The organism is Collinsella sp. LCP19S3_B11, from assembly GCF_052121915.1.
Classification (GTDB): domain Bacteria; phylum Actinomycetota; class Coriobacteriia; order Coriobacteriales; family Coriobacteriaceae; genus Collinsella.
Genome location: NZ_JBQKDI010000016.1, coordinates 1 through 21,554 on the forward strand (window position 1 = coordinate 1; position 21,554 = coordinate 21,554).

The window sequence follows — 21,554 nt, forward strand, 5'->3', positions numbered from 1 at the left end:
CAAGCCGTGACCGGAATCGGTGAAAATACGTTAGCGCAACCGGTGAAACCGCCTTTGCGCGAACGGCGCGCCTGTTTAGCGAAACTGGTGAAAAATAGATTGACGCTAACAAGTGCCAGGAGGAGTACGGGCACCCGGCGGGCTGCACCATCGCGCAGATCATCCAGGAGTCCGGCCAGGGAGACCGCATGAGCCAGCTCGCCGAGCGCGACCACAACCTCTTCGGCATGAAGTGGTGGTCGGGCTACGCGGGCTGCCCCGAGGTCGCCGGCAAGGCGAACTGGGCGACCAGCGAGGAGTACGTGCCCGGCGAGCACACGCAGATCACGGCGAGCTTCATCCGCTTCACCGGCGACGCCGAGTGCGTCCGGTTCCGCAGCAGGGTCTTCCTGCAGGCGGAGCGCTACTCGGGCAACGCCCTCATCCGCGAGGCGATCGAGAAGCACGACTCGGACAGGATGGCCGAGGGGCTCAAGGACGCGGGATGGGCGACCGACTCGTCCTACGTCGAGTCGCTGAAGTCGATCATGGCGCAATGGGGCCTCTACCGGTTCGACTCCATGACGGTCGACGACCTGAGGGACCCGGCGGCGAGCGGGAACGCGATCGTCGAGGCGGCGTACAGCCAGCTCGGCGTGCCCTACGTGTGGGGAGGCTCGACCCCCGGCAAGGCGCTCGACTGCAGCGGGCTCACGCAGTACTGCTACGCGCAGGCGGGCATCCGCATAAGCCACTACACGGGCTCCCAATACGAGGAGCTCAGGCGCATACCTCTCTCCGAGGCGAAGCCCGGCGACATCCTCTACCGCTCGGGGCACGTGGCCATCTACATCGGCGACGACAGGTACATACACGAGCCGCGACAGGGCGACGTGTGCCGCATAGCGAGCGGCATCGGCAGCTTCAGCTGCGCGCTCACCGCGAGATAGGAGAAAGCAATGCAGGTAAAGTCAAGGGTCATGGCCGCCGTCGCGGCGGGGGCGCTCATCGTGGCGCTCGGCGCGGGCGCGGCGCGCTGCGCCATCGCCCCGCATGAGGACGCGCAGGAAAGTCCCCGGGAGCAGGCGCAGACAACGGCCGGAGACGGCCAGGGAGGCCCCGACGCGGGGGCCGAGAAGGCCGCCTCGGGCGCCGAGGCGCTATGGAACACCGCATGGGCGGGCGCCGACGACCCGACCGCCACGCTGCGGATCGTCGAGGGCGCCATGGTGGAGCGCGCCGGCGGCGTCGAGCGGGCCTGGTTCTTCTCGGCCCAGGAACCCTCCGCGGCGGGCGGCGTGCTCAGCGTGCCCATCGACGTCAAGGGCGACGGCGAGAAGGCGGGAGGCCTCTCGCTCATCCAGGTCTCCGGCACCGGGGACGACCGCACCCTGGCCTGCGACCTCCTGACGCAGGCATACGCGCCCCAGAAGACGCGCGGCGGAGCGTTCTCCGTCACCGGAATCGACGACCGCCTCCCCGAGGCGCTGGGAGCCGACGCCGCCGACGTCGAGGACGTCCTCGCCAGGAAGGCGGCGGAGGTGTCCCCGCAGGCGGCGGGCGCCTCCTGGGACAAGGAGGTGTGGATCGACTACGCCGGGGGCGTCGCGTCGACGACCTTCACGCTCGACGACCCCGCCTCGACGGTGGTCACCGTGGTCTCGCGCGGCGGCTCGCTGGAGGCGATGTAGCCGTGCGGGCGCTTGAATCGCGACGCCGCAGGGCGTTCGCCGTCTCCGCCGCGACGGCGTTCGCCCTCTGCGCGCTCCTGCTCATCCCCGCGCAGCCGGCATACGCCGACATAGCCGGGGACGTCAACGATTGGCTGTGCGGCCTTCTGCGCGACTGCTGCAACTGGATGTTCAAGGCGCAGACGGGCGTGCTCGGGTCGATCGGCGCGAACGGGATCCTCTCGGCCGACTTCGCGCACATGCTCACGAGCTCGAGCGACCTGACCATGCACGACGTCGCCCGCGGCGTGTGGCAGGTGGCCATCCTGCCGATCGGGTGCGGGGTGCTCGGCCTGGTGTTCACCCTGAAGCTCATCGAGATCTCCCAGCGCATGGACGGCAGCCAGAGCCTTCCCGGCGTCAAGGAGGTCGTGTTCCTGCTCGTCTTCTTCGCCGTGTTCCTGTTCCTCATACAGAACAGCTTCGACCTGATGGCGTCCGTCTACGAGGTCTGCGGGCTCGCCATCGACCGCGTCGAGGCGCTCTTCGGCGCCGGCGGCGCGCTCGACCTGCCCGAGGTGTCCGTCGTCACCACCGACGACGACGTCCCGTCGCTCATCGCAATGCTCGTCGTGAGCCTCATCAGCTGGGTCGTGGTGCTGGCGGCCTACGTCGTGGCCCTCGTGGTCTGCTGGGCCCGCGCGCTCCAGCTCTACATCATGGCCGCGTTCGCCCCGATCCCGCTGGCCTTCCTCGGCATGGACGCCACGCGCCAGATAGGCGTCGGCTACCTGAAGAGCTTCGGGGCGGTCTGCATCGCCGGCGTCATCATCCTCGTCCTGCTCATATCGTTCCCGCTCGTGCTCGGCGGGCTAACCGGGGCGAACCCCGGGACGGGCACCCCGGCGGACGCGGTCGCGAACGGGCTCACCTACGCGCTGCAGTACCTGGCCATGTGCGTGCTGCTCATCCTGGCGCTCGTGAAGAGCGGCTCCTGGGCGCGCGACATCGTGAGCGGCTTCTAACGAGAAACGAGGAAGGAGGCGGTCGCCATGAGATAGGGGCGCCGCGCCGGGGCGCGCGTCCCGGCGGATGAAGACAAGGACCGATTGAAAACGAAAAGGAGGAAAGACATGGAAGAGAGGAAGAACGTGTATCTCTCGCTGCACAAGAGCTTCGTGCGCGAGGGCATCGAGTACACCGACCGCGCCACCGGCGAGGCCAGGACCTTCAACTCGGCGACCCTTCCCAAGGGCACCGTCGTCGACGGCATGGACGTGGGGGGCTACGAGTTCAGCCCCATGTTCGTGAACGAGAGCCGCTTCAAGGGGGCGGACTTCCGAGACATACCGCTGCTCGCGAACCGCGAGGTGTGGCTGAGGAAGACGGTGATGGGACCGGACGGCCAGCCCGAGCTCGACGACGCCGGGCGCGCGGTCAAGGACACCGTGAAGGTCATGCCGGCGCAGCTCAAGGAGGCCGTGGACGCCGGGCGCTCGCGCTACCTCGCGGAGCGCGCCGAGCATGCCCGCCAGGCGAACCGCGCCGTCGAGCACGACGCGCCCCGCGCCCAGCGAAGCGTCGAGAGATAGGGAGGCGGAAAGATGAACGCAGCCAAAGAATGCACCCTGCAGGAAAAGCTCCTCCGATGCGCCATGGCGCTCATCCTGGCGGCGGGGGCGCTGCTCGCCTCCGTGGCGGCATCGCCCGCCTACGCCGCGCCGAGCACGGTCGACGTGTCCATCGGCGGCAAGATCCCGTACGGCGGCTTCGCCACCACGTGGATGAGCGCCGACGGGAACATCGCCTACTGCGCAGAGCCATCGTCCCCGACGCCCGCGGCGGGATCGTACTCGACCAGCCCCGTGCCGAGCGGCGACGTGACGGCGGCGATCTGGTACTCGTTCGGCTCTCCCGGCTTCGACGCGTCGATGTTCCCGGGCAGCTGGTACGACGGCGGCGGCTGGGATGACGCGAAGTACGCGGCGGCGAGCCACGTGCTGATCGCCTACGCCTACTCGGGGTCCGAGTCGGCTGCCACGCACGGCACGAGCGCCGAGTTCGCCTCCTGGGCGAAGTCCGAGCTGATCGGCGGGACCTTCGCCAAGATGAAGGCGGGCGCCGGGAAGGTCTCCGCCGGGTTCGAGGCGTTCTGCGTCAGGACCGGCGGAGGCTCCCAGACGCTCGTGAGCTTCAGCTGGTCCGCGGGCGGCGTCAGGATCGCCAAAGAGGACTCCGAGGCGGGCGCCGAGCCCCAGGGCGACGCCTCGCTCGACGGCGCGGGCTTCGCCGTCGTGAACGAGACGGGCCGCTACGTGCTGGTCGGCGGCAAGTACTACGCCGACGGCGAGACCTGCGCCACGATCAAGACCGCGCCCGGGGACGGCTCGCACGTCGCCGCGACCGGCGCCGACGCCCTCCCCGTGGGCAGCTACCGCATCGTCGAGTCCGCCGCGCCCGAGGGCTACGAGGCCAACGACTCCTCCGTCGCGTTCACCGTGAAGGCCGGCGAGGTGGCCGACCTCACGGGCGACCCCGTGACCGACGAGGTCTTCCGCGGCGGCGTGCAGGTGACCAAGTCCGACAAGGAGCTGCAGGCGTCCGAGGCGCTCGCGGGCAGCGGCCACAAGGAGGCGCCTGGCGAGCACCCCGGCCTCGACGGGATCGAGTTCACCGTCACGAACCGCTCGGCGCACAAGGTCCTCGTTGGCGGCGAGTGGCGCGAGCCGGGCGAGGCCGTGGCCACGCTGACCACCGCATGGAACGACGAGGCCGGCGCCTACACCGCGCAGACCGCGGCCGACGCACTGCCGTACGGGACCTACGACGTGCGGGAGACGGCGACGAACGGGAGCTACCTGCTGACCGACGGCGAGCCCCGCACCTTCGAGGTCCGCACCGCCGGCGAGGTCGTGAGCGCCTCCGCGGACGGCGCCGCGCTCGAGTTCCGCGACCAGGTGGTGCGCAACGACCTCGAGCTCTCCAAGAAGAGCGAGGCCGACAACGCCGGCCTCATGGTCCCGTTCGCCATCGAGAACGCGGCGACCGGCGAGACGCACGTGCTGGTGACGGACCGCAACGGCGACGCGTCGACCGCGAGCAGCTGGAACAGACACTCGAACGACACCAACGCCAACGACGCCCTGCTCAGCCATGAGGGCCCGATCGGGCCCGCCGACATGGACCCGAAGGCCGGCATCTGGTTCTCGCTCGGCGAGGACGGCTCCTCGGCGCCGGTGGACGACTCGCTGGCGGCCCTGCCGTACGGCGCCTACACCATGACCGAGCTGCGCTGCGAGGCCAACGAGGGACTCGAGCTCATCACGAGGAGCTTCTGGGTCGAGCGCGACTCGACGGTGGCAAAGGCCGTATGGATGGGCCTCGACGACCAGGAGGGCCCGCGCATCTCCACCACCGCCAGGGACGGGGCGGACGGCGACAAGGACGTCTCGGCCGACGCCGAGGCCAAGGTCGTCGATGAGGTCGCCTACGAGGGGCTGAGGGCCGGCGAGCCATACGAGCTCTCGGCCGCCCTCGTCGACAAGGCGACCGGCGAGCCTGTGGCCGACGCCTCGGGCAAGCCCGTGGAGGCCAAGGTCGAGTTCGCGCCCGCGCTCTCGGCGGGCAGCCAGGACGTCGAGATCCCCTTCGACGCGAGCCTGCTCGGCGGCCGCGACTTGGTCGTGTTCGAGAGCCTACGCAAGGACGGCGCCGAGGTGGCGTCGCACGCGGACCTCTCCGACGAGGGGCAGACCGTCCACGTGGCCGTCGAGGTGGGCACGCAGGCGGCAGACGCCGCCGACGGCGACCAGGTCATCGAGGCCGGCAAGGCCAAGGTCGTCGACACGGTTGCCTACAAGGGCCTCGTCCCCGGCGAGACCTACATCGCCGTGGGCACCCTCATGGACAAGGGCACGGGAGAGCCGTTCCTCGACAAGGACGGCAACGAGGTGACCGCCCGCACGCCCTTCGAGCCCGAGGCGCCCTCCGGCACCGTCGAGGTGACCTTCGAGTTCGACACCGAGGACCTGGCCGAGGGAGACGAGCTCGTCGTCTTCGAGAAGGTCCTGGACTCCGCCGGCAACGTCGTGGCGACCCACGAGGACATCGACTGCGCCGAGCAGAGCGTGGTCGTGGACAACCCCGACACGCCCGAGGCCCCCGAGGAGCCCTACGCCAAGACCGGCGCCGACGCTCCCGACGGCACCGGCTACGCCGTGGCGGCGGGCATCGCGCTGGCAGCGGCGGCGGGCGCGGGCGGAGCGCTCGCGTACCGCAAGCGCAAGGCCATCACCGCGAGCAAGGACCAGGCGGCCGAAACGACCGCCGAGGAGCCGGAAGAATAGCGACGCCGCATCGATACCGACCTGGAGGCCCTGGGCGCTCGCCCGGGGCCTCCCCTGCGAACGGGGGAGGACATGAACAAAGGGAAAGCCGCCACGGCGCTCGCCGTCGCCGTGGCGTTGCTGGCGCTGGCGGCGCTCGCCGTCCTGCCGCAGCCCGAGAGGAGCCCGTACGAGACGCATGAGGTGCCCGCCGCGGCGGAGGGCACGGCGACGGAGACGCGGGAGACGGGAGGCGGCATCGACTGGGACGCCCTTCCCGCCTCCGCCGTCGCATGGGTGCGCGTGCCGGGGACGACCGTCGACTACCCGATCGTCCGGGGGCGGCCGGAATCGCCCGACTTCTACCTCACGCACGACGCCGGCGGCGGGAGGTCCGCATGGGGCGCTCCCTACATCGACGCCGGGTGCGCGGAGGGCACCGAGAGCCCGCTGGTCATCGTCTACGGGCACCACATGTCCGACGGCACGATGTTCGCGCCGCTCGCGCGGTACTCGTCGCGCGGCTTCGCCGAGGGGCACCGCACCATCCGGGTCTACACCCGCGAGAAGGAAATCGAGCTCGAGGTCTTCGCCGTGGACGTGGTAGACGCGAGCTCGGAGGGCAAGCGGACCGACTTCGCCGACGCCGCGGCGCTCGATGCCTACCTCGGGGACAAATTGTCCCGATGCGAGGTCGTCCTGGAAGAGCCTGCGGGCGTCGCTCAGGCCTGGGCCTTCGCGACCTGCAGCTACCAGACGAGCAACTCGCGCACCGTCGTCTACGCGAAGGAGGTGGAGGAATGGGATTCGCGCCCTTCGGAATAGGGTTCCTCATTGGGCTCCTCACGCTCACGGCCTACGCCTGCTGCGCAGCCGGCGACGACGACCGGGACTGAGCACGGAAAACTGAAATCGAGCAACGAAGAAGAGGCGGGCAATTGCCCGCCTCTTCTTACATCACCCACTTGAACACGGCGCGGAACAGCCAGACGAAGAAGCCCAGCGTGAGCTTCAGCGCCGCCTTGAGGAACCTACCAAGCCTCTTCATCGACGTCACCCCAATCTTCCTCGACCTTGCGGGCGCCTTCCTCGGCGCCCTCTTCCTTCTCTTCCGCGAGCAGGCTCGCCAGCTCGCCCGGCACGCCCGGGACCTCCGCCCTCCCCAGCGCACGCTGCAAGTCCCTTATCTGCGACTTCAGCGGTTTTGAGGGAGGGCCCACGTGCTCGCGGTAGCAGGCGCCGATCGCGGCCGCGTCGCACAGGTACCCCCGCACCCGGGCGAACGCCTCGTCGCCGTCGAGCAGGACGCGCCGTGCTCGCCCGAGCTCCGCCTCCGAGGCCAGCATGAAGCGCCACCCGCGGGACCTCCGCGCCGCCGGGATGCCGTCCGCGGGCGCGTCGGCGCGCCAGTCGTCTCGCACCTGGTGCCAGTTCGCCGTGAGCCAGAGCCCCTTCTCGGGCTCATCCCGCATCTCGAGCTCGAACTCCGTGAGCATGTTCGCGCCGGAGAACGGCGACCCCTCCGTGAACGAGAGCGTGTCGAACAGCGTCGTCCTGCCGCCCTCGTACTCTATCCTCACCATCATCTCCGGCCCCTCTCCCTGCGTTGCTCCTGGTGGGCCCGCTGCCGTTCGGCCGCCCGCGCACGCTGCTGTTCCTCGTCGCGGCGGTCGCCGCGCCCGCGGTCATCGACGTTTGCGTATCGGCCGTCTTCGTAGCGGGTCTTGAGCGGCATGAGCCCGTTTGCCGCCATGTAGCCGCGCGCCGCCTCGAGGCGGCGGTACCCCTCGCCGCCCGCCTGGCCGCGCCGCTCGAGCGTCGCCATCCTGAGCCCGAACTCCTCGATTGACTCGACGTCGAACTTCGCGCAGGTCTCGAGCGCCGAGGAGAGCCTGCTCAGCTCCGAGAGGTCGTTGAGCTCGAGGGCCCGCTCGGCGGCCTCGCGGATGCGCGCGGTGCTCGCGTCCGTGGGGCGGTAGGCTCCCTCGCGCTCGAAGCGCCGGCGCAGCATCTCCTTGCCGTAGACGAAACCCAGCCGCTCGCCGCTGACCTTCTTGGACGGCTCCTCGGCCAGGCTGAACACCCAGTCGTCCCGCCGCGCCTTGGCCGAGTTGTCGGCGACGTGCACGCCCAGGGCGTCGAGGATGCCGAGGAACTCCGCCTCGTCGCGCGCCGTGGTCTTGGCGAGCGCGACGCGGGCGCGGATGTCACCGACCCACGAGTAGCCGCCCGAGCGCATGATCTCCTTCTCGGCCCGTCCCAGGTAGACGCTCCTGCGGCTCCTGGGCCCGCCCGCGGCGGCCCGTCCGCGCGCCTTCGAGGGCGATTCGGGCGCCCGGTCGTTGGAGAGTCCCGACAGCCCGCGCTCGCGGGCCATGTCCTGGAGGTCGCGGTTGAGATCCTCGGGGTGCTGGGTCTGCATGCGGTAGCCGGTGCGCAGGTTCGCGTTGTTCACGACGATGTGCGCGTGGGGTATGCCGCGGGCGTTGTCGTCGTGGTAGACGATGGCTATCTCGTGGTCACCGAAGTGCTTGAGCGCCCATGAGCTCGCGAGCTCGCGCAGCGCCGCCAGGTCGATGTCGTCGCCGGGGTCCGGCGAAAGTACGAAGTGCTTGAACGTGCGCGCGGGCTTTCCCCGCCAGGGGGCGTCCGTGCCGAACGCGGCGCGCGTGGCGTCCATCTCGGCGTCCCAGGCGCAGGCCTCCTTGGCATCGTCCCCGAGCGCGCCGGCGTCGCGCTCGTCGTAGCTCAGGTTGAACAGGTCGCGCGCGAGGGCGCGCCCTCCCTTCTCGAGGTAGCGGCGGATGCCGCCGGTCGAGCCGTGGCCGCTGATCGGCTTCAGGATCGGCATGGCGCGCCCTCCACGAGCGAGTCGGCTCCGATGCGCCCGAGCTCCGCGGCCATCTCGCGGGCCGCGGCGTTCACGTCGGCGAGCTCGCGCTCGATCGTCGGGATGCTCTCCGCGACCAGGTCGCGGTCGACGTGCCCGTGGCGGGCGTGGAAGTTGATGAGGTTCATCGCGTGCACGGCCTGGTTGTAGTGATAGCCCCACTTCGTGAGCTCGCGCGACATCGCCCACAGGGCCCTGCGGTCCACGAGTATCCGGTGCTCGTCTCCCGCGTTCGCCTCAGTCGACAGCGGTATGCGAACGAGATAGCGCAGGTACTCCGACTTGCTGAGGCCGGCGCGCTCGCAGCGCTCGCAAAGCGCGTCGTAGTCGCCGCCCTCCATGCGGAACGTGACGCGGCGCTCCTTGCCCCCGGCGGCGCCGGTTCCGTCTTCCATGGGAAACTCCTCTCCTCGGGCCCGCCGCTCGGCGGGCGCGTCTCTCTAGGGGCGCGGGGGATCCCCCGCAGGCGGCTGCCCGGCTCGGGCGCCGCCTCTGGGACCGGGCCTCGCGGAAGCGGGCTCCCGAACGGCCCGCGGCATGACGGGTCCGAGGCCGCCCGGTCCCCAAGTGCTATGGACGCCCGGCGCGAAGTGTCGGACGCCATAGGCTACTTGCTGGATTTCGGGCCTGAGGCCCTTCTCCGGACCTTCTGGGCGCCAGTGCCCGGCTGCGCGTACGGGGCGGTCATGAGCGCCATCTCCCGCAGCAGCGAGAGGTCTGCCGCGCTCGGGCTCTCGGGCGGGCTCTCCAGGAAGTCGGCGACGAGCCTGGCGGCCTTGGCGAGCCGCCCGTCGGGGCCGGCCGGCGTTTTGCCCTCGCTCTTCACGTAGTCGGAGAGCTCCCGCTTGGTGCGCCGCCACGGCTCCATGGCGGCGTGCATCTCCGCCTGGCGATCCTTCGGCATGTCCGCGAGGGAGCGCACCGCCTCGGCGGTGAGGTTGCCGCGGTCTGCCTCGGCGGCCCACTCGGGCGAGAGGTCCTCGGCGATCCGGCGGGCCATCCTCTCCTCGCGCGCGATGGTCTTGCCGGAGACCTTGCGGCCCGTCTGCCGCTCGATGATGGCCGCCTTCACGTCGTCGACGCGCATGCCGGAAAGCGATGGGTCCTCGGAGCGCAGGCGCACGGCGTCGCCCCTGAGCGCCTCGGTCGCGGCGGCCCGTTCGGTGACGGTGAGCGCACGGGTGAAGTAGTTCGCGGCGTGGAGCAGCGTCACCGCCCGCTCGTCGTCGATTCCCTCGATCACGCGGCATGGCATTCTCTCGTAGGCGGGGTCGTCCTTGGCGAGCAAGGTGTAGGCGGCCTTGCGGCGGTGCCCGGAGACCATCTGCCACGAGCCGTCGCCCACCTTGCGCACGAGCGGCAGGTCGGTGAGGCCGTCCTTCCGTATGGACTCGGCGAGCTCCGCTATGCCCGCCGGGTCCATGGAGTAGGCGGCGTTCGCCGGGTGGTCGGCGATGTCCGCCACCGCGATCTCGGACACCGGGTAGCGCCCGCGGGTGCGCGACGCGCCGTCGAGCAGCCCCGTGATGGTGAAGCCCGCGGCCACCCGGCTAGGCGAGCTCACGGGACACCTCGTCTGCGAGCGCCTCGTAGTCGCGCGCGGGGCGGCTCCCCGGCTCGAAGGCCGCCACCGGCTTCCACTGCCAGCTGCCCTCGCAGACCTTGCTGCTCGCGTGGATGACCGTCTCGAACTGCTCGTCCGGGAAGAAGCCGTCGAGCACGGCCGCGCCCGTGGCCTCGGCGTTGGTCATGCGCCCGGGAACGCAGGTGCGCAGTATCTTCCAGCGGGGCGTGGGCATGCGCAGCGCGTCGGCGATGGAGCGCGTCGCCTCCACGGTGAGCGCCGTGCCGCGCATCACGGTCGAGTCGAGCTTCACGGGGATGACGACCATGCCGCCCTCCGCGGCGGCGAGGTAGGCGTTGAAGGCGAGCCTGCGCATCACGGGGCTGCAGTCGATGAGGCAGACGTCGTAGGAGCCCGAGGCGTCGTCGAGGGCGAACTTGAGGCGCTGCTCGCGCAGCAGCATCTCGTTCTGGTCGACGAGGTCGATGGTCGAGGCCACCACGTCGAGGTTCTGCGCGGCCCCGTAGGCCACCTCCTCCACGGGCGCGCCGCCGTAGAGCAGCTCGACCGAGGTGCGCCGCTCGGAGGCGGCCCGGTCGTAGAGCCCGAAGAAGTCGGTGGCCGACGCCTGCGGGTCGAGGTCGACGAGCAGGGTCCTGAGGCCCCGGGCGGCGAAGATGGCCGCCAGGTTCACGGCGGTCGTCGTCTTGCCGACGCCGCCCTTGTAGTTGGAAATGGCTATCGTGCGCATTGGTCGCTTCCTCTCTAGCGTGGGGCGCGCCTCGCCGCATCCGGTCCGGCGCGCCCCGAGTCTCGGAGCGTCGGGACAAAACCGTACGGATTTGTCCGACAAGCGGAGTGTACCACGAAAACGTACGGATATGTACGCTTTCGTGGTACAGGGGCCGGATTCGGGAAAGGCCCGGCCCCGGGAGCCCGGGACCGGGCGCGGCGCCTAGGAGAGCGGCTCCATCTCGCCGAAGCAGTTGACGTGGTGGCGCAGGAGCGCGCGGTTCTCCTTGACGACCATCATCGCCACCTCGTCGAAGCGGACCGGCGTGTTGGCGTAGTCGTCGCCGTTGCCGGCGAGCCACATCGCCGCCAGCGCCTCGCGCAGCCCGCGCGCCCTGTGGGCCTCGGGGAAGCCGTCCGTCCCGACCCGGACCGTGGCGTCGACGAACACCAGGGTCCCGTCCTCGTCCAGCGCCACGAGGTCGATCCCGCCGATGCCCTCGGGCCCCTGCCAGGCCTCGTCGACGACCTCGTAGCCCTTGCGCTCGAGGAAGGTCCTGACCGCGCCCATCGCCTTTTCCTTCATGTCGTTCATGTCTTGCTCCTTAGACTCTGAGGCCCGCCCCCGTGGCGTGCCTTGCGCCGCGTGAGTCGCATGCAGCGCGGGCGGACCGGCAAGGGGAAAAGCGAAGTCGGACGTGGTTGTAGAAGTACTCCGACGGCAGTTTTTCGCGTTGTTCGCGCGCGGAGCGCATGGGGCGAAGAACCCGAAAAAGTGTCGCGGCCCTTGCGGGGCGCTCGCCGGCGTGCGACCCTGCGCGTCCAAGGAGCGCCGGGGCGGGTTCTCCGATCGAAGGGGCGCAGGCGTGCGGCATGGAATCGGGCATGGTCGCCGGGCCCTCCGGGCATGGGGCGCGGTCCGTCGATGGCAGTGGCGGGGCCTTGCGGGGATTGGCGTCGGCACCACCGCGGCAGGGACGGCGCCGCGTTTCCGAGTCTCGACGCCTCGGTCGGAAACGGGACGGCCTTCCAGCGCCGCTCACGGCGGATACGCGCACGGGATCGCTGGCTGTGGGGCGGCTCTCCATGCAGAACGGCTACGGTGCTGCGCAACACGTCCGTCGGAAGAAGGAGGCAAGCTGATGTTGAGCTACGAAGAGAAGGTTGAGCGCCTCGAGCTGCTCGATGCTGTGACCGATGCTGGGAGGCTGGCAAGGGGCCTGGACCAGCTGCTCGAGTCGCTGGCGCACGCCGACCAGCTGGACCCGCTCGACGTCGAGGGAATCCTGGCCCTGAGGTCGATAAGCGAGAAGTGCGCCGGGCGCATCGAGGACGCCGAGCGCATACTGGAGGCGCAGAACGAGGTCCTCTACGCCGAGGAGCGGAAGCCATCGGAAACCCCAGAAGCTAGGGCCGTGCAAGCGCACTGAGGAATAATCGAGCCTCTCCCCGCCATGCGCCTCGACGCCCTTTGCGTTTTCCGAGGTAGTGGGATAATGGGTTGTTAAATAAGGGACGCAACAACCCCGGGGATTTAGCGGCATCCCAAACCGAGCCGCCGACGGTTTCTTCCGGCCTCAAGCCGAAATGGCAAGACCCGCGACTAGCCGTAGGCAACCGAGAGAGGTCGAAAGAATGAACGACGAGGAGCTCGGCCTGCCAAGGCCGGAGAGATACGAGGGCGAGCGATTCGCGTCGAAGACTACAAGACGGGAGAATACGCGGAGGCGCGGACGCTCGAGGAGGCCATCGCCATCCGGGGCGCCAAGGCGTTCCTCAGGGACGTGACCCCGGACGATTTCCTGGACGACGCCCCGCTGGGTGTCGAGAAAATCGGAATAGCGGACCTTTGGTCCGACTCCACCTGGGAGGAAGGCGAAACGGAGCGCGACGTGACCCTCGAGAGGTCGGCGGCCTCCCTCAAGGAGGGCGACCTTCTCGAGGTGCGTCCGTGTCCGGAGGACGTCAGCGAATGGGGCTACAGGTTCCACCTGGCCGACGGGTCCACGGTGCCCTACACGCCCTACCACGATTACGACGACCAGCTGTTCCAAAGGGCCATCGAGGGCCTCGGCGCCGGCGAATGGCTCGCATGCCGCGTCAGGGAGGTGTCCTGCTTCGGAGAAGACGGCATCGACGACGACCCCGAGTTCTGCTGGCGAGTCTACTCTTGCAAGGTCACGGTGTATCGCGGCGGCTCGACGAGGGCGTAGGCCCGGATCAGCGCCGCGACATCCCGAAGAAGTCGTCGTGGCCTCTCTCGCGCGTCGATCGCCTTTCAGGCGTAGGGGCCTCGCCGAGCCCGTTGAAGATCTCCATGACCAAGGCGAGCTGCTTCTGGAGCCCTTCGTCCAGCTCGTCGGCGTCGCACACGGCGAGAAGCCGCTCAGCGAGCCCCTTCATGGAGTCGCGCAGCGCCCGCTGCGTCCGCGACGACGGCCTCACGGTTATCTCGGTCCCGGTCAGCCTCGCCATGATGTAGTCCTGACGGCTCATGCCGCTCCAGGCTGCCATGCTTGCGATCAGCTCGTACTCCTCGGGGGTGCAGCGGAACGCCATCGTCTTGCTGCGCTTGCGGGCGCTGTTCTCGCACGGCATCCTACTCGCCCCTCAGCTCGGAGAGCGCGTCGGCGATCTGCGCGCGCTTGGCGGGGAAAAGGTGCGCGTAGCGGTATGTGATGTCGATGGCCTCATGGCCCACGCGCTCGGCGATGTCGAGGGCGGAGAAGCCCATGTTGATGAGCAGGCTCACGTGGCTGTGGCGAAGGTCGTGGATGCGTATCCGCTTGACGCCCGACGCCTTGCAGCCGCGGTCCATCTCGTGCACGAGGAAGTGCTTCGTGAAGCCGAAGAGCCGCTCGTCGGGCGCCACGTCATCGCGTATCTCGATGAACTCCGCCATCTCGTCGCGGAGGAACGCGGGCATCTTGATCGTGCGCACCGACTTGCGCGTCTTCGGCTCCGTGACCACGTCCTCGCCGTGCAGGCGCTGGTAGGACTTGTTTATGCGAAGCTCGGACGTCTCCATCAGGAAGTCCGAGGGCGTGAGGGCCATGAGCTCGCCGCAGCGTATGCCCATCCAGTAGAGCACCTCGAACGCGTAGAAAGCGAGCGGTTTGTCGGAGATGGCCTCAGAGAAGCGGAGATACTCGTCCTTGGTCCAGAACTGCATCTCGCCGGCCTCCTTGCTGCCCATCTTGTTCACCTTGTGGACGGGGTTCTTCTCCAGGTTGTAGTAGCGCTCGGCGTGGTTGAAGATTGCGTTGAGCTGGTTGTTGATGATCCTCAGGTAGGTGGGCTTGAAGCTGTCGCCGTCTTGCCTCGTGGACCCCGTGAGGGAGTTCTGCCACCTGACGATGTCGACGGGCCGTATGTCGCACATGCGCTTGTCGCCGAAGAACGGCAGGAGCTTGCTTTGGATGATCGTCTCCTTGGTGAGCCAGGTATGCTCGCGGACCCTCGGCCTCACCTCCGCCTCGTAGACCTTGCAGAAGTCTGCGAAGGTCATGTCCATGGCGTTGTCCTTGAGGGCCTTGAAGTTCTTCTCCCACAGGAGCGCCTCGAGCTCGGTCTGGAATCCCTTCTTGGTCTTGTGCCGCTTTGCGCCGCGCGCATCGCGGTAGTAGAACTGCACGTAGAAGAGCCCCGTCTTCTTGTCCTTATAGGCAGGCATCGTCCACCTCCGGGAAGTAGCGGGCCTCAAACAGGTCGCTGCGAACGCGCCCGCGGATCACCACGCGTCCGAGGGACTCCTGCTCCTTGTTCATCTGGCGGATCACCTCGTAGGCGCTGCCTTTCTTGATCTTCAGGCGTTCGGCCACCTCGTCGGCGGTGAGCATGCTCGGCCTCGGCGTCTTTGCCACCGGCTTTTCCATCCTGGTCCTCCTGTCTATCCGTACAGCCTTGTACGTTTATATTCCTGAGAATAATCGTACGTATCTGTACTGTCAATAGAATTGCGTACAAACTCGTACGCTGATAGAATGGTCGCCGATGAAAACGGACAGGAGGGCGCATGGCGACAGGCGACAACATTCGGCGGTACCGCAAGGCGAAGGGCTTTACGCAGGCCCAGCTCGCCGATGCGGTGGGTCTCACCGAGGGCGCGATCAGGCACTACGAGAGCGGCATCCGCGCGGTGAAGCCCGAGCTGCTGGAAGAGATCGCGAAGGTGCTCGGAGTCTCCGCGGGCGCGCTCAAGGATTACGGCGTCGAGACGTCGCATGACCTCATGGCCCTGCTGCTGCAGCTGGAGAAGGACTATGGCCTCGCGCCCAGCAAGGATGGCATGGGCCTGGCGGTCGATCCCAAGGCGCCGCATGCCCCCAAGCTTGCGCAGTCGATCAAGTCCTGGGCGAAAAAGCGCGAAGAGCTCAAGCGCGGCGATATCGATGAGAGCGCTTACGCCAGATGGAAGGCGTCTTTCTGATATTTCCCCAGGCAAATTGACGTTTCTTTGAGAACAGCCTCCGATCTTTCGGAGGCTGTTCCATTATTCCCATATGAAATTTGCGCCCAAGAAACCCCTTCCGGGGAATAATTGCATGCCCCCAATACGGCAAGATACGCGGCGTCATTCGGCGGCACTCGGGGGTTACCGAAACTGCGGAAACCGATTTTCGCGATTTTATATTCCCGTTTGTTGACCTGGGCAAATGCACTTGACGAGGCCTTGAATTCGCCTCGCAGTTTCAACTTAGTTTCGGCCGCTCGAAATCAGCCCTCGGGGGACCAGGATTGTGAATTATTCCCGCAGGGCCCGATTATTCCCGTATCGCCGAGTGCTCCGCTGTACTGCCCAGTAGGGGCATACGGGAATAATTTAACCGTTTTACCAGGTAGACCTGCAAAAAGAAAGCCTCCGAACCAGAGGGTTCGGAGGCTGTTATCCCCACTATTTCGCTGGTGGCTTTGCCCTGGGACGATGCCGAAACGGCATCAGACGGTACTCGGAGGTACTAAAACGCGAGTTCGAAAGCCAGTTCTCGTTATTCCCACTCAATGGTCGCGGGCGGCTTGGACGTGATGTCATAGCACACGCGGTTGGCGCCGGGGACCTCGGCAACGATGCGGCCGGAAATGCGGGCCAGCACATCGTAGGGCAGCTTGGCCCAGTCGGCGGTCATGGCATCACTGGATTCGACGGCACGCAGGATGATCGGGCGCTGATAGGTGCGCTCGTCGCCCATAACGCCAACGGACTTGATGTCGGGCAGGACCGCGAAATACTGCCAGCAGCTGTGCTCGGAGTTGCGCTCGCCGGTCTGCTCAAACAGGCGCTGGTTGTAGGCGTCGAGCTCCTCGCGCACGATGGCATCGGCGTTTTTGAGGATCTCGAGCTTCTCCTTGTCGACCGCACCGATGATGCGGATGGCCAGACCCGGGCCCGGGAAAGGCTGACGGAACACGATATGACCCGGCAGGCCCAGTGCCAGACCAAGCGCGCGGACCTCGTCCTTAAAGAAGTGATCAAGCGGCTCAATGAGGTCGAAGTGTACGCCCTCGGGGAACGGGATCAGGTTGTGATGGCTCTTGATGGTGGCCGTCTTGCCGCCCGTCTTGCGAGCGCCGGACTCGATGATGTCGGGGTAGATGGTGCCCTGAGCCAGGTACTTGACCGGCTTGCCATCGGTCTCGAGCTGCTGCGCCACGGCGAAGAACTCTTTCCAGAACTGAGTACCGATGATGCGGCGCTTCTCCTCGGGCTCGATCACGCCGGCCAGAAGCTCGGCATAACGGTCCTCGGCGTGAACGTGGATAAAGTCGACATCGAACTGCTTGGTGAAGACCTCCTCCACCTGCTCGGGCTCGCCCTTGCGCAGCAGGCCGTGGTTGATGAACACACAGGTCATCTGCTTGCCCACGGCGCGAGCGCCCAGCGCAGCCACGACGGAGGAGTCGACGCCACCGGACAGGGCCAAAATCACGCGGTCGTTACCGACCTTCTCGCGGAACTCGGCCGTCATGGTCTCGACCAGGTTGTCCATGCTCCAGTTGGGCTCCAGGCCGCAGATCTCAAACAGGAAGTTGCTCAGCAGCTGCTGACCGTACTCGGAGTGCTTGACCTCGGGGTGGAACTGGGTGGTGAAAATCTTGCGCTCGGGGCACTCCATGGCAGCAACCGGGCACACGTCGGTGCTGGCGGTAACGGTAAAGCCCTCGGGCACCTCGGACACGGCGTCGCGGTGGCTCATCCACACGGTTTGCTGCATGGGCGTGGAGTTAAAGAGCTTGGCGCCGGCAGTGCGTGTGATGGTAGCACGGCCGTACTCGCCCACCTCGGAGTGGCCGACCTTGCCGCCGAGCGTCACGGCCGTGATCTGATGGCCGTAGCAGAAGCCCAGGACGGGAAGGCCCAGGTCAAAGATGGCAGGATCGATGGACGGAGCGTCCTCGGCATACACGGAGGCCGGGCCGCCGGAAAGGATGAGCGCAGAGGCGTTCATCTCGCGAATCTCATCGGCCGAGATGTCGCAGGGAACAATCTCGGAATACACGTTGAGGTCGCGGACGCGACGGGCAATGAGCTGACCGTACTGCGCACCAAAGTCGAGTACGAGGACCTTTGCGGAAGCCTTTTGATCCATGGTTTCCCCCTCTTGTTGGCGGGGAGCCGATGCCCACCCGCGCGAATAAACGAGAATAACTTTCATAGTGTACACGTTATATGGGGTTTCTCGTCCCTCGCAGCCATCAGCGCACGGCAAACGCACGACCTGGGCCCCTATTTGACGGCAATTGAAGTGTTACCAAACGTTACAGATGATGTAATACGTTTGAACATTGGACGCCCTGTGCCACAATACTGCCGAACGACTCCGCCTCTGCGGCGGCAAATACGATAGGAACACCAACATGAAGCGCATCCTTCTCATCGCCACGGGCGGCACCATCGCATCGACCGAGGACGGCAACGGCCTCTCCCCCGCCCTAACCGGTGAGGAACTCGCCCAGAGCGTCCCCGAGATCTCGGGCCTCTGCGAGCTCGACGTCATGCAGCCCATGAACATCGACAGCACCAATATGCGTCCGAGTGACTGGATGCGTATCCGCGACGTCATCGTCGAGGGTTATGCTGACCACGACGGCTTCGTGATTCTGCACGGCACCGACACCATGAGCTACACCGCGGCGGCGCTTTCTTACCTGATTCAGGACAGCCCCAAGCCCATCGTGCTCACCGGCTCGCAAAAGCCCATGGGCAACCCCTTTACCGATGCCAAGCTCAATCTGTACCAGAGCCTGCTCTATGCGCTCGACGAGCATTCGCACGACGTCTCAATCGTGTTTGGCGGTGTGGCCATCGCCGGCACGCGCGCCCGCAAGCAGCGCACCATGAGCTTTAACGCGTTCATCAGCGTCAACTATCCGCCCATTGCCTACATCCGCAACGACCGCATCGTGCGCAACGGGCTCCACGGCACCCACCAGAATGAGAGCCCGGTTCGTTTCTACGACAGTATCGACCCGCGCGTGTTTGTCCTTAAGCTCACGCCCGGCGTGAATCCAGGCATATTGGACGCCCTGACCGATAGCTACGACGCCGTAATTCTGGAGACCTTTGGCATTGGCGGTATTCCCGAGTTTGGCGAGTCCGGCGAGTCATTCCAGGAGGCGATTTTCCGCTGGGTCGATTCGGGTCGCACCGTCGTTATGACCACACAGGTCCCCGAAGAGGGCCTCGATCTGGGTGTTTATGAGGTCGGCCGTGCCTACGCCGACCATCCGGGTATTTTGCGCGGCGACGATATGACCACCGAAACGCTCGTGGCCAAGACCATGTGGGCGCTCGGCCAGTCACGTGATGCGGCCGAGATTCAGCGCCTGTTCTACAGCCAGGTCAACCATGACCGCATCCCGATGGTGTAGCTAAAACAAAATCCGCCTCTTTGGGCCTTGTGGGGCACGTGGTGCCTCTCGGAACGTGCAAAAAGCGGAGTTTTCAGCACCCGCCCCTTCCGGAAACGTTAAAACCGCTAGCTGTAAATCGCTTTTCGGTTCGATAGGCTCGTCCCACGCGTCTATTATTCCTCATAATAATGAATTTTGTGGATAATCCAAAACAGCAAGCATCGTATTTGCGCCTTCGGTTGCTGCCAATTTATTGAGGGATGCTGAATACTCGGGTTTTTGCACGCCGCCGTCGGGGGGACCCGTTCAGCAAACGACAAATCTAGCAAAAACGCCTACTCAATGCCCTCGAGAAGCTCTGACACCGTCATGCCAAGCGCGGGCGCAAGTTTAAATAAAATCTCGAGCGTGCTGTTTGCCGTTCCGCTTTCGATTTGATCGAGATAAGGTCGGCTGATACCAACCGCCACGCAAAAATCGACCTTGGAGATACCAAGGGCCTTGCGCGTCCGCTCGACTCGCTCGCCAAGAATCTGTTTCGCATGTTCGTTCATGCAGACGAGTTTGAAATGGAGCAAAACAAAAACGTAAACTATAGTTTACGTTTTGCCCAATATACAGGAGTTTTCTATGTCGGGTTCTTCGGTCCGCATGTACCGAGCCACGCTTCGCACAAACAGCGCACCGCCCAAGCTTGTCGTCGTTGAGGCAGAGTGCCTTTCGCCCGATGAGCGCACAGCATTTGCATTGCTATCAAGTCGCGTCGCCGCCGTTTTGGTCCCTTGCCCGGCGCAAGGTGAACTTGCCATCCAATGCCAAGCGCACGGCTGCTCACTCAATCAGGCTGCCGTAATCGCAACCAGCCAGTGTGGCCTGCCCCTTCTCTTGGAAGCCGGTATCGCGCTCTGCCTTCGCGGTGCCGGATACGAAAACGAGGCCGCCGCCGATGTGGTCTTTCAACCACGATCGAGCGGCGGCCTCGCAGCAGCCATCGAATATGCTTGCAGGCTCGTTGCCTAAAGGCGCAAGCTAAAAGCCCAGGCCAAAGCCTGTGCCGGTAATCGCCGAATACATAAAGTAGACGTTAATTACGTTGAGGAATGCGCCCGTGATGCAGCCGTTTCGCAGGTAGCGCTCGCACACGATGCGCGCCATGGCGGCGGAGTCCTCATTGTTCTTTGCCTGGCGTCCCGCCGTAAAGTACGTCGCCACGCTCAGCAGCAGGTTGAGCACCGGCAGCGCCAGCAGCTCGTAGCTCTTGCCCCAGCGCGTCACCTCACCGGCGGCATTAAACTTTGTTGCCACCTCGGGACCAATGTTGGGGATTACAAACGCTGCGACCACCAGCGGAAGCACTGCAAGCACCAGCAGCGCGATGCCCATGTAGCCAGCTTTTTTTCCATATTTAAACATGCTCGCCGTCCTTACACGTTAAAGCGGAAGTGCACGACGTCGCCATCGGCCATGACATACTCTTTGCCCTCGATGCGCAGCTTGCCTGCAGCCTTGGCGCCTTGCTCGCCACCGAGCTCGATGTAGTCGTCATAGCCAATGACCTCGGCCTTAATAAAGCCGCGCTCAAAGTCGGTATGGATGACACCGGCGGCCTGCGGGGCGGTCGCGCCCTGACGCACCGTCCAGGCCTTGACCTCCATCTCGCCAGCCGTAAAGAACGACTGCAGACCGAGCAGCTTGTAGGCTGCCTGCGCGAGCACGTCCAGGCCGGGCTGCTCCAGGCCCAGGCTCTCCAGGTAGTCGGCCGCATCCTCGGGATCGAGCTCGGAAAGCTCGGCCTCGATCTTGGCGCAGATCGGCAGCGGCTTGACGCCATCGATGGGCGCCAGGTCCTCGTTGAGCATGTCCTCGTCCACGTTGGCCACATACAAGATGGGCTTCATGGTGAGTAGGAACAGGCCCTTCGCAGCGGCGCGCTCCTCGTCGGTCATCTCCATGGACGCGGCGCGCTTGCCCTCGTTGAGCCAGGCGAGCAGGCGCTTGGCGACCTCAAACTTGGGCATGAGCTCCTTGTCGCGCTTGGCCTCCTTCTCGAGCTTAGGCAGCTGCTTCTCGAGCGTGCCCATGTCGGCCAGGATGAGCTCGGTCATGATGGTGTCGGCATCGCCGGCGGGATCGACGAACTCGCCCGTGCGACCCACCTCACGCATGACGTTGGGATCCTTAAAATAGCGCACGACCTCGCAGATAGCGTCGGTCTCGCGAATGTTTGCCAAGAACTGGTTGCCCAGGCCCTCGCCCTCGTTGGCACCCTTCACCAGGCCCGCGATGTCGACAAACTCGACCGTAGCCGGCACAATGCGGCCAGGGTTGACAATGTCGGCGAGCTTTTGCAGGCGGCTATCGGGCACATCGACGATACCCACGTTGGGGTCGATCGTGGCGAACGGGTAGTTGGCGGCAAGGCCGGTCTTTTTGGTAAGCGCGGTGAACAGCGTCGACTTGCCCACGTTGGGCAGGCCCACGATACCGATGGAAAGGGACACGACAGCTCCTTTTGGTACAGGTACTTCAAACTGCATAAGTAT

Annotated in this window: 25 protein-coding genes; 11 read left to right on the plus strand and 14 right to left on the minus strand. The window is 66.1% G+C overall.

Annotated features, from left to right (window positions below):
• Positions 1-215: hypothetical protein (locus ACTQV4_RS08360; RefSeq protein ID WP_441569620.1), on the minus strand; the 215-nt coding region annotated here is incomplete at its 3' end.
• Between ACTQV4_RS08360 and ACTQV4_RS08365 the strand changes: the two genes are divergently transcribed.
• From ACTQV4_RS08365 to ACTQV4_RS08390, 6 genes are all read left to right on the plus strand, one after another.
• Positions 162-929: an NlpC/P60 family protein gene (locus ACTQV4_RS08365; protein ID WP_441569644.1), complete on the plus strand. Its 768-nt coding sequence runs from the start codon at positions 162-164 to the stop codon at positions 927-929. The genes ACTQV4_RS08360 and ACTQV4_RS08365 overlap by 54 nt on opposite strands.
• A 30-nt stretch (positions 930-959) precedes the next feature.
• The gene (locus ACTQV4_RS08370; protein ID WP_441569621.1) at positions 960-1,670 is read left to right on the plus strand and encodes a hypothetical protein; all 711 of its coding nucleotides are present in this window, start codon (positions 960-962) and stop codon (positions 1,668-1,670) included.
• 2 nt (positions 1,671-1,672) lie between these two features.
• The gene (locus ACTQV4_RS08375; protein WP_441569622.1) at positions 1,673-2,674 is read left to right on the plus strand and encodes a conjugal transfer protein TrbL; all 1,002 of its coding nucleotides are present in this window, start codon (positions 1,673-1,675) and stop codon (positions 2,672-2,674) included.
• Between the two features lie 108 nt (positions 2,675-2,782).
• Positions 2,783-3,241 carry a DNA gyrase gene (locus ACTQV4_RS08380; protein ID WP_441569623.1) on the plus strand — a complete coding sequence of 153 codons (459 nt, stop codon included), beginning with the start codon at positions 2,783-2,785 and terminating at the stop codon, positions 3,239-3,241.
• 12 nt (positions 3,242-3,253) lie between these two features.
• On the plus strand, positions 3,254-5,995 hold the full coding sequence (locus ACTQV4_RS08385; RefSeq protein WP_441569624.1) for a VaFE repeat-containing surface-anchored protein: 2,742 nt from the start codon (positions 3,254-3,256) through the stop codon (positions 5,993-5,995).
• Between the two features lie 72 nt (positions 5,996-6,067).
• Entirely contained in the window at positions 6,068-6,799 is a 732-nt protein-coding gene (locus ACTQV4_RS08390) for a class B sortase (RefSeq protein ID WP_441569625.1), read from the plus strand.
• 206 nt (positions 6,800-7,005) lie between these two features.
• Here ACTQV4_RS08390 and ACTQV4_RS08395 read toward each other — a convergent pair whose 3' ends face one another.
• From ACTQV4_RS08395 to ACTQV4_RS08420, 6 genes are all read right to left on the minus strand, one after another.
• Positions 7,006-7,560: a hypothetical protein gene (locus ACTQV4_RS08395; RefSeq protein ID WP_441569626.1), complete on the minus strand. Its 555-nt coding sequence runs from the start codon at positions 7,558-7,560 to the stop codon at positions 7,006-7,008.
• The gene (locus tag ACTQV4_RS08400; protein ID WP_441569627.1) at positions 7,557-8,825 is read right to left on the minus strand and encodes a relaxase/mobilization nuclease domain-containing protein; all 1,269 of its coding nucleotides are present in this window, start codon (positions 8,823-8,825) and stop codon (positions 7,557-7,559) included. Before ACTQV4_RS08400 ends, ACTQV4_RS08395 begins: the two co-directional genes overlap by 4 nt.
• Complete coding sequence (locus ACTQV4_RS08405) at positions 8,813-9,259, minus strand: plasmid mobilization protein (RefSeq protein WP_441569628.1); 447 nt, start codon at positions 9,257-9,259, stop codon at positions 8,813-8,815. Before ACTQV4_RS08405 ends, ACTQV4_RS08400 begins: the two co-directional genes overlap by 13 nt.
• A gap of 212 nt (positions 9,260-9,471) precedes the next feature.
• Positions 9,472-10,428, minus strand: a complete 957-nt coding sequence (locus ACTQV4_RS08410; RefSeq protein WP_441569629.1) for a ParB/RepB/Spo0J family partition protein — start codon at positions 10,426-10,428, stop codon at positions 9,472-9,474.
• Positions 10,415-11,179, minus strand: a complete 765-nt coding sequence (locus ACTQV4_RS08415) for a ParA family protein (RefSeq protein ID WP_441569630.1) — start codon at positions 11,177-11,179, stop codon at positions 10,415-10,417. The genes ACTQV4_RS08410 and ACTQV4_RS08415 overlap by 14 nt, the downstream gene beginning before the upstream one ends.
• 204 nt (positions 11,180-11,383) lie before the next feature.
• Positions 11,384-11,755, minus strand: a complete 372-nt coding sequence (locus ACTQV4_RS08420; RefSeq protein WP_441569631.1) for a YraN family protein — start codon at positions 11,753-11,755, stop codon at positions 11,384-11,386.
• Positions 11,756-12,302: 547 nt separating this feature from the next.
• Here ACTQV4_RS08420 and ACTQV4_RS08425 point away from each other — a divergent pair.
• Positions 12,303-12,590, plus strand: a complete 288-nt coding sequence (locus ACTQV4_RS08425; protein WP_441569632.1) for a hypothetical protein — start codon at positions 12,303-12,305, stop codon at positions 12,588-12,590.
• Between the two features lie 354 nt (positions 12,591-12,944).
• Complete coding sequence (locus ACTQV4_RS08430) at positions 12,945-13,373, plus strand: hypothetical protein (RefSeq protein ID WP_441569633.1); 429 nt, start codon at positions 12,945-12,947, stop codon at positions 13,371-13,373.
• Between the two features lie 7 nt (positions 13,374-13,380).
• Here ACTQV4_RS08430 and ACTQV4_RS08435 read toward each other — a convergent pair whose 3' ends face one another.
• The 3 genes from ACTQV4_RS08435 to ACTQV4_RS08445 are packed head-to-tail and all read right to left on the minus strand — an operon-like array spanning position 13,381 to position 15,035.
• Positions 13,381-13,758, minus strand: coding sequence for a plasmid mobilization protein (locus ACTQV4_RS08435; RefSeq protein ID WP_441569634.1), 378 nt, complete (start codon positions 13,756-13,758; stop codon positions 13,381-13,383).
• Position 13,759: 1 nt separating this feature from the next.
• Complete coding sequence (locus ACTQV4_RS08440) at positions 13,760-14,833, minus strand: site-specific integrase (protein ID WP_441569635.1); 1,074 nt, start codon at positions 14,831-14,833, stop codon at positions 13,760-13,762.
• Positions 14,820-15,035, minus strand: a complete 216-nt coding sequence (locus ACTQV4_RS08445; RefSeq protein ID WP_441569636.1) for a hypothetical protein — start codon at positions 15,033-15,035, stop codon at positions 14,820-14,822. The genes ACTQV4_RS08440 and ACTQV4_RS08445 overlap by 14 nt, the downstream gene beginning before the upstream one ends.
• Before the next feature lie 140 nt (positions 15,036-15,175).
• On the opposite strand from ACTQV4_RS08445, the gene ACTQV4_RS08450 reads away from it, so the two are divergent.
• Positions 15,176-15,589, plus strand: a complete 414-nt coding sequence (locus ACTQV4_RS08450; protein ID WP_441569637.1) for a helix-turn-helix domain-containing protein — start codon at positions 15,176-15,178, stop codon at positions 15,587-15,589.
• 559 nt (positions 15,590-16,148) lie between these two features.
• Here ACTQV4_RS08450 and guaA read toward each other — a convergent pair.
• Entirely contained in the window at positions 16,149-17,747 is a 1,599-nt protein-coding gene (gene guaA / locus ACTQV4_RS08455; protein WP_441541341.1) for a glutamine-hydrolyzing GMP synthase, read from the minus strand.
• 268 nt (positions 17,748-18,015) lie between these two features.
• Between guaA and ACTQV4_RS08460 the strand changes: the two genes are divergently transcribed.
• Positions 18,016-19,029 carry an asparaginase gene (locus tag ACTQV4_RS08460; protein ID WP_441541339.1) on the plus strand — a complete coding sequence of 338 codons (1,014 nt, stop codon included), beginning with the start codon at positions 18,016-18,018 and terminating at the stop codon, positions 19,027-19,029.
• 317 nt (positions 19,030-19,346) lie between these two features.
• Here the strand turns inward: ACTQV4_RS08460 and ACTQV4_RS08465 are convergent, their stop codons facing one another.
• On the minus strand, positions 19,347-19,565 hold the full coding sequence (locus ACTQV4_RS08465) for a helix-turn-helix domain-containing protein (RefSeq protein ID WP_427719445.1): 219 nt from the start codon (positions 19,563-19,565) through the stop codon (positions 19,347-19,349).
• Between the two features lie 76 nt (positions 19,566-19,641).
• Here ACTQV4_RS08465 and ACTQV4_RS08470 point away from each other — a divergent pair, with 76 nt between their 5' ends.
• A complete protein-coding gene (locus ACTQV4_RS08470; RefSeq protein WP_195838610.1) occupies positions 19,642-20,031 on the plus strand; it encodes a hypothetical protein in 390 nt (129 codons plus the stop codon).
• A gap of 9 nt (positions 20,032-20,040) precedes the next feature.
• Here ACTQV4_RS08470 and ACTQV4_RS08475 read toward each other — a convergent pair whose 3' ends face one another.
• On the minus strand, positions 20,041-20,424 hold the full coding sequence (locus ACTQV4_RS08475) for a DUF1648 domain-containing protein (RefSeq protein WP_154517947.1): 384 nt from the start codon (positions 20,422-20,424) through the stop codon (positions 20,041-20,043).
• A gap of 11 nt (positions 20,425-20,435) precedes the next feature.
• Complete coding sequence (gene ychF / locus ACTQV4_RS08480) at positions 20,436-21,512, minus strand: redox-regulated ATPase YchF (RefSeq protein WP_089572784.1); 1,077 nt, start codon at positions 21,510-21,512, stop codon at positions 20,436-20,438.
• Between the last annotated feature and the right edge of the window lie 42 nt (positions 21,513-21,554).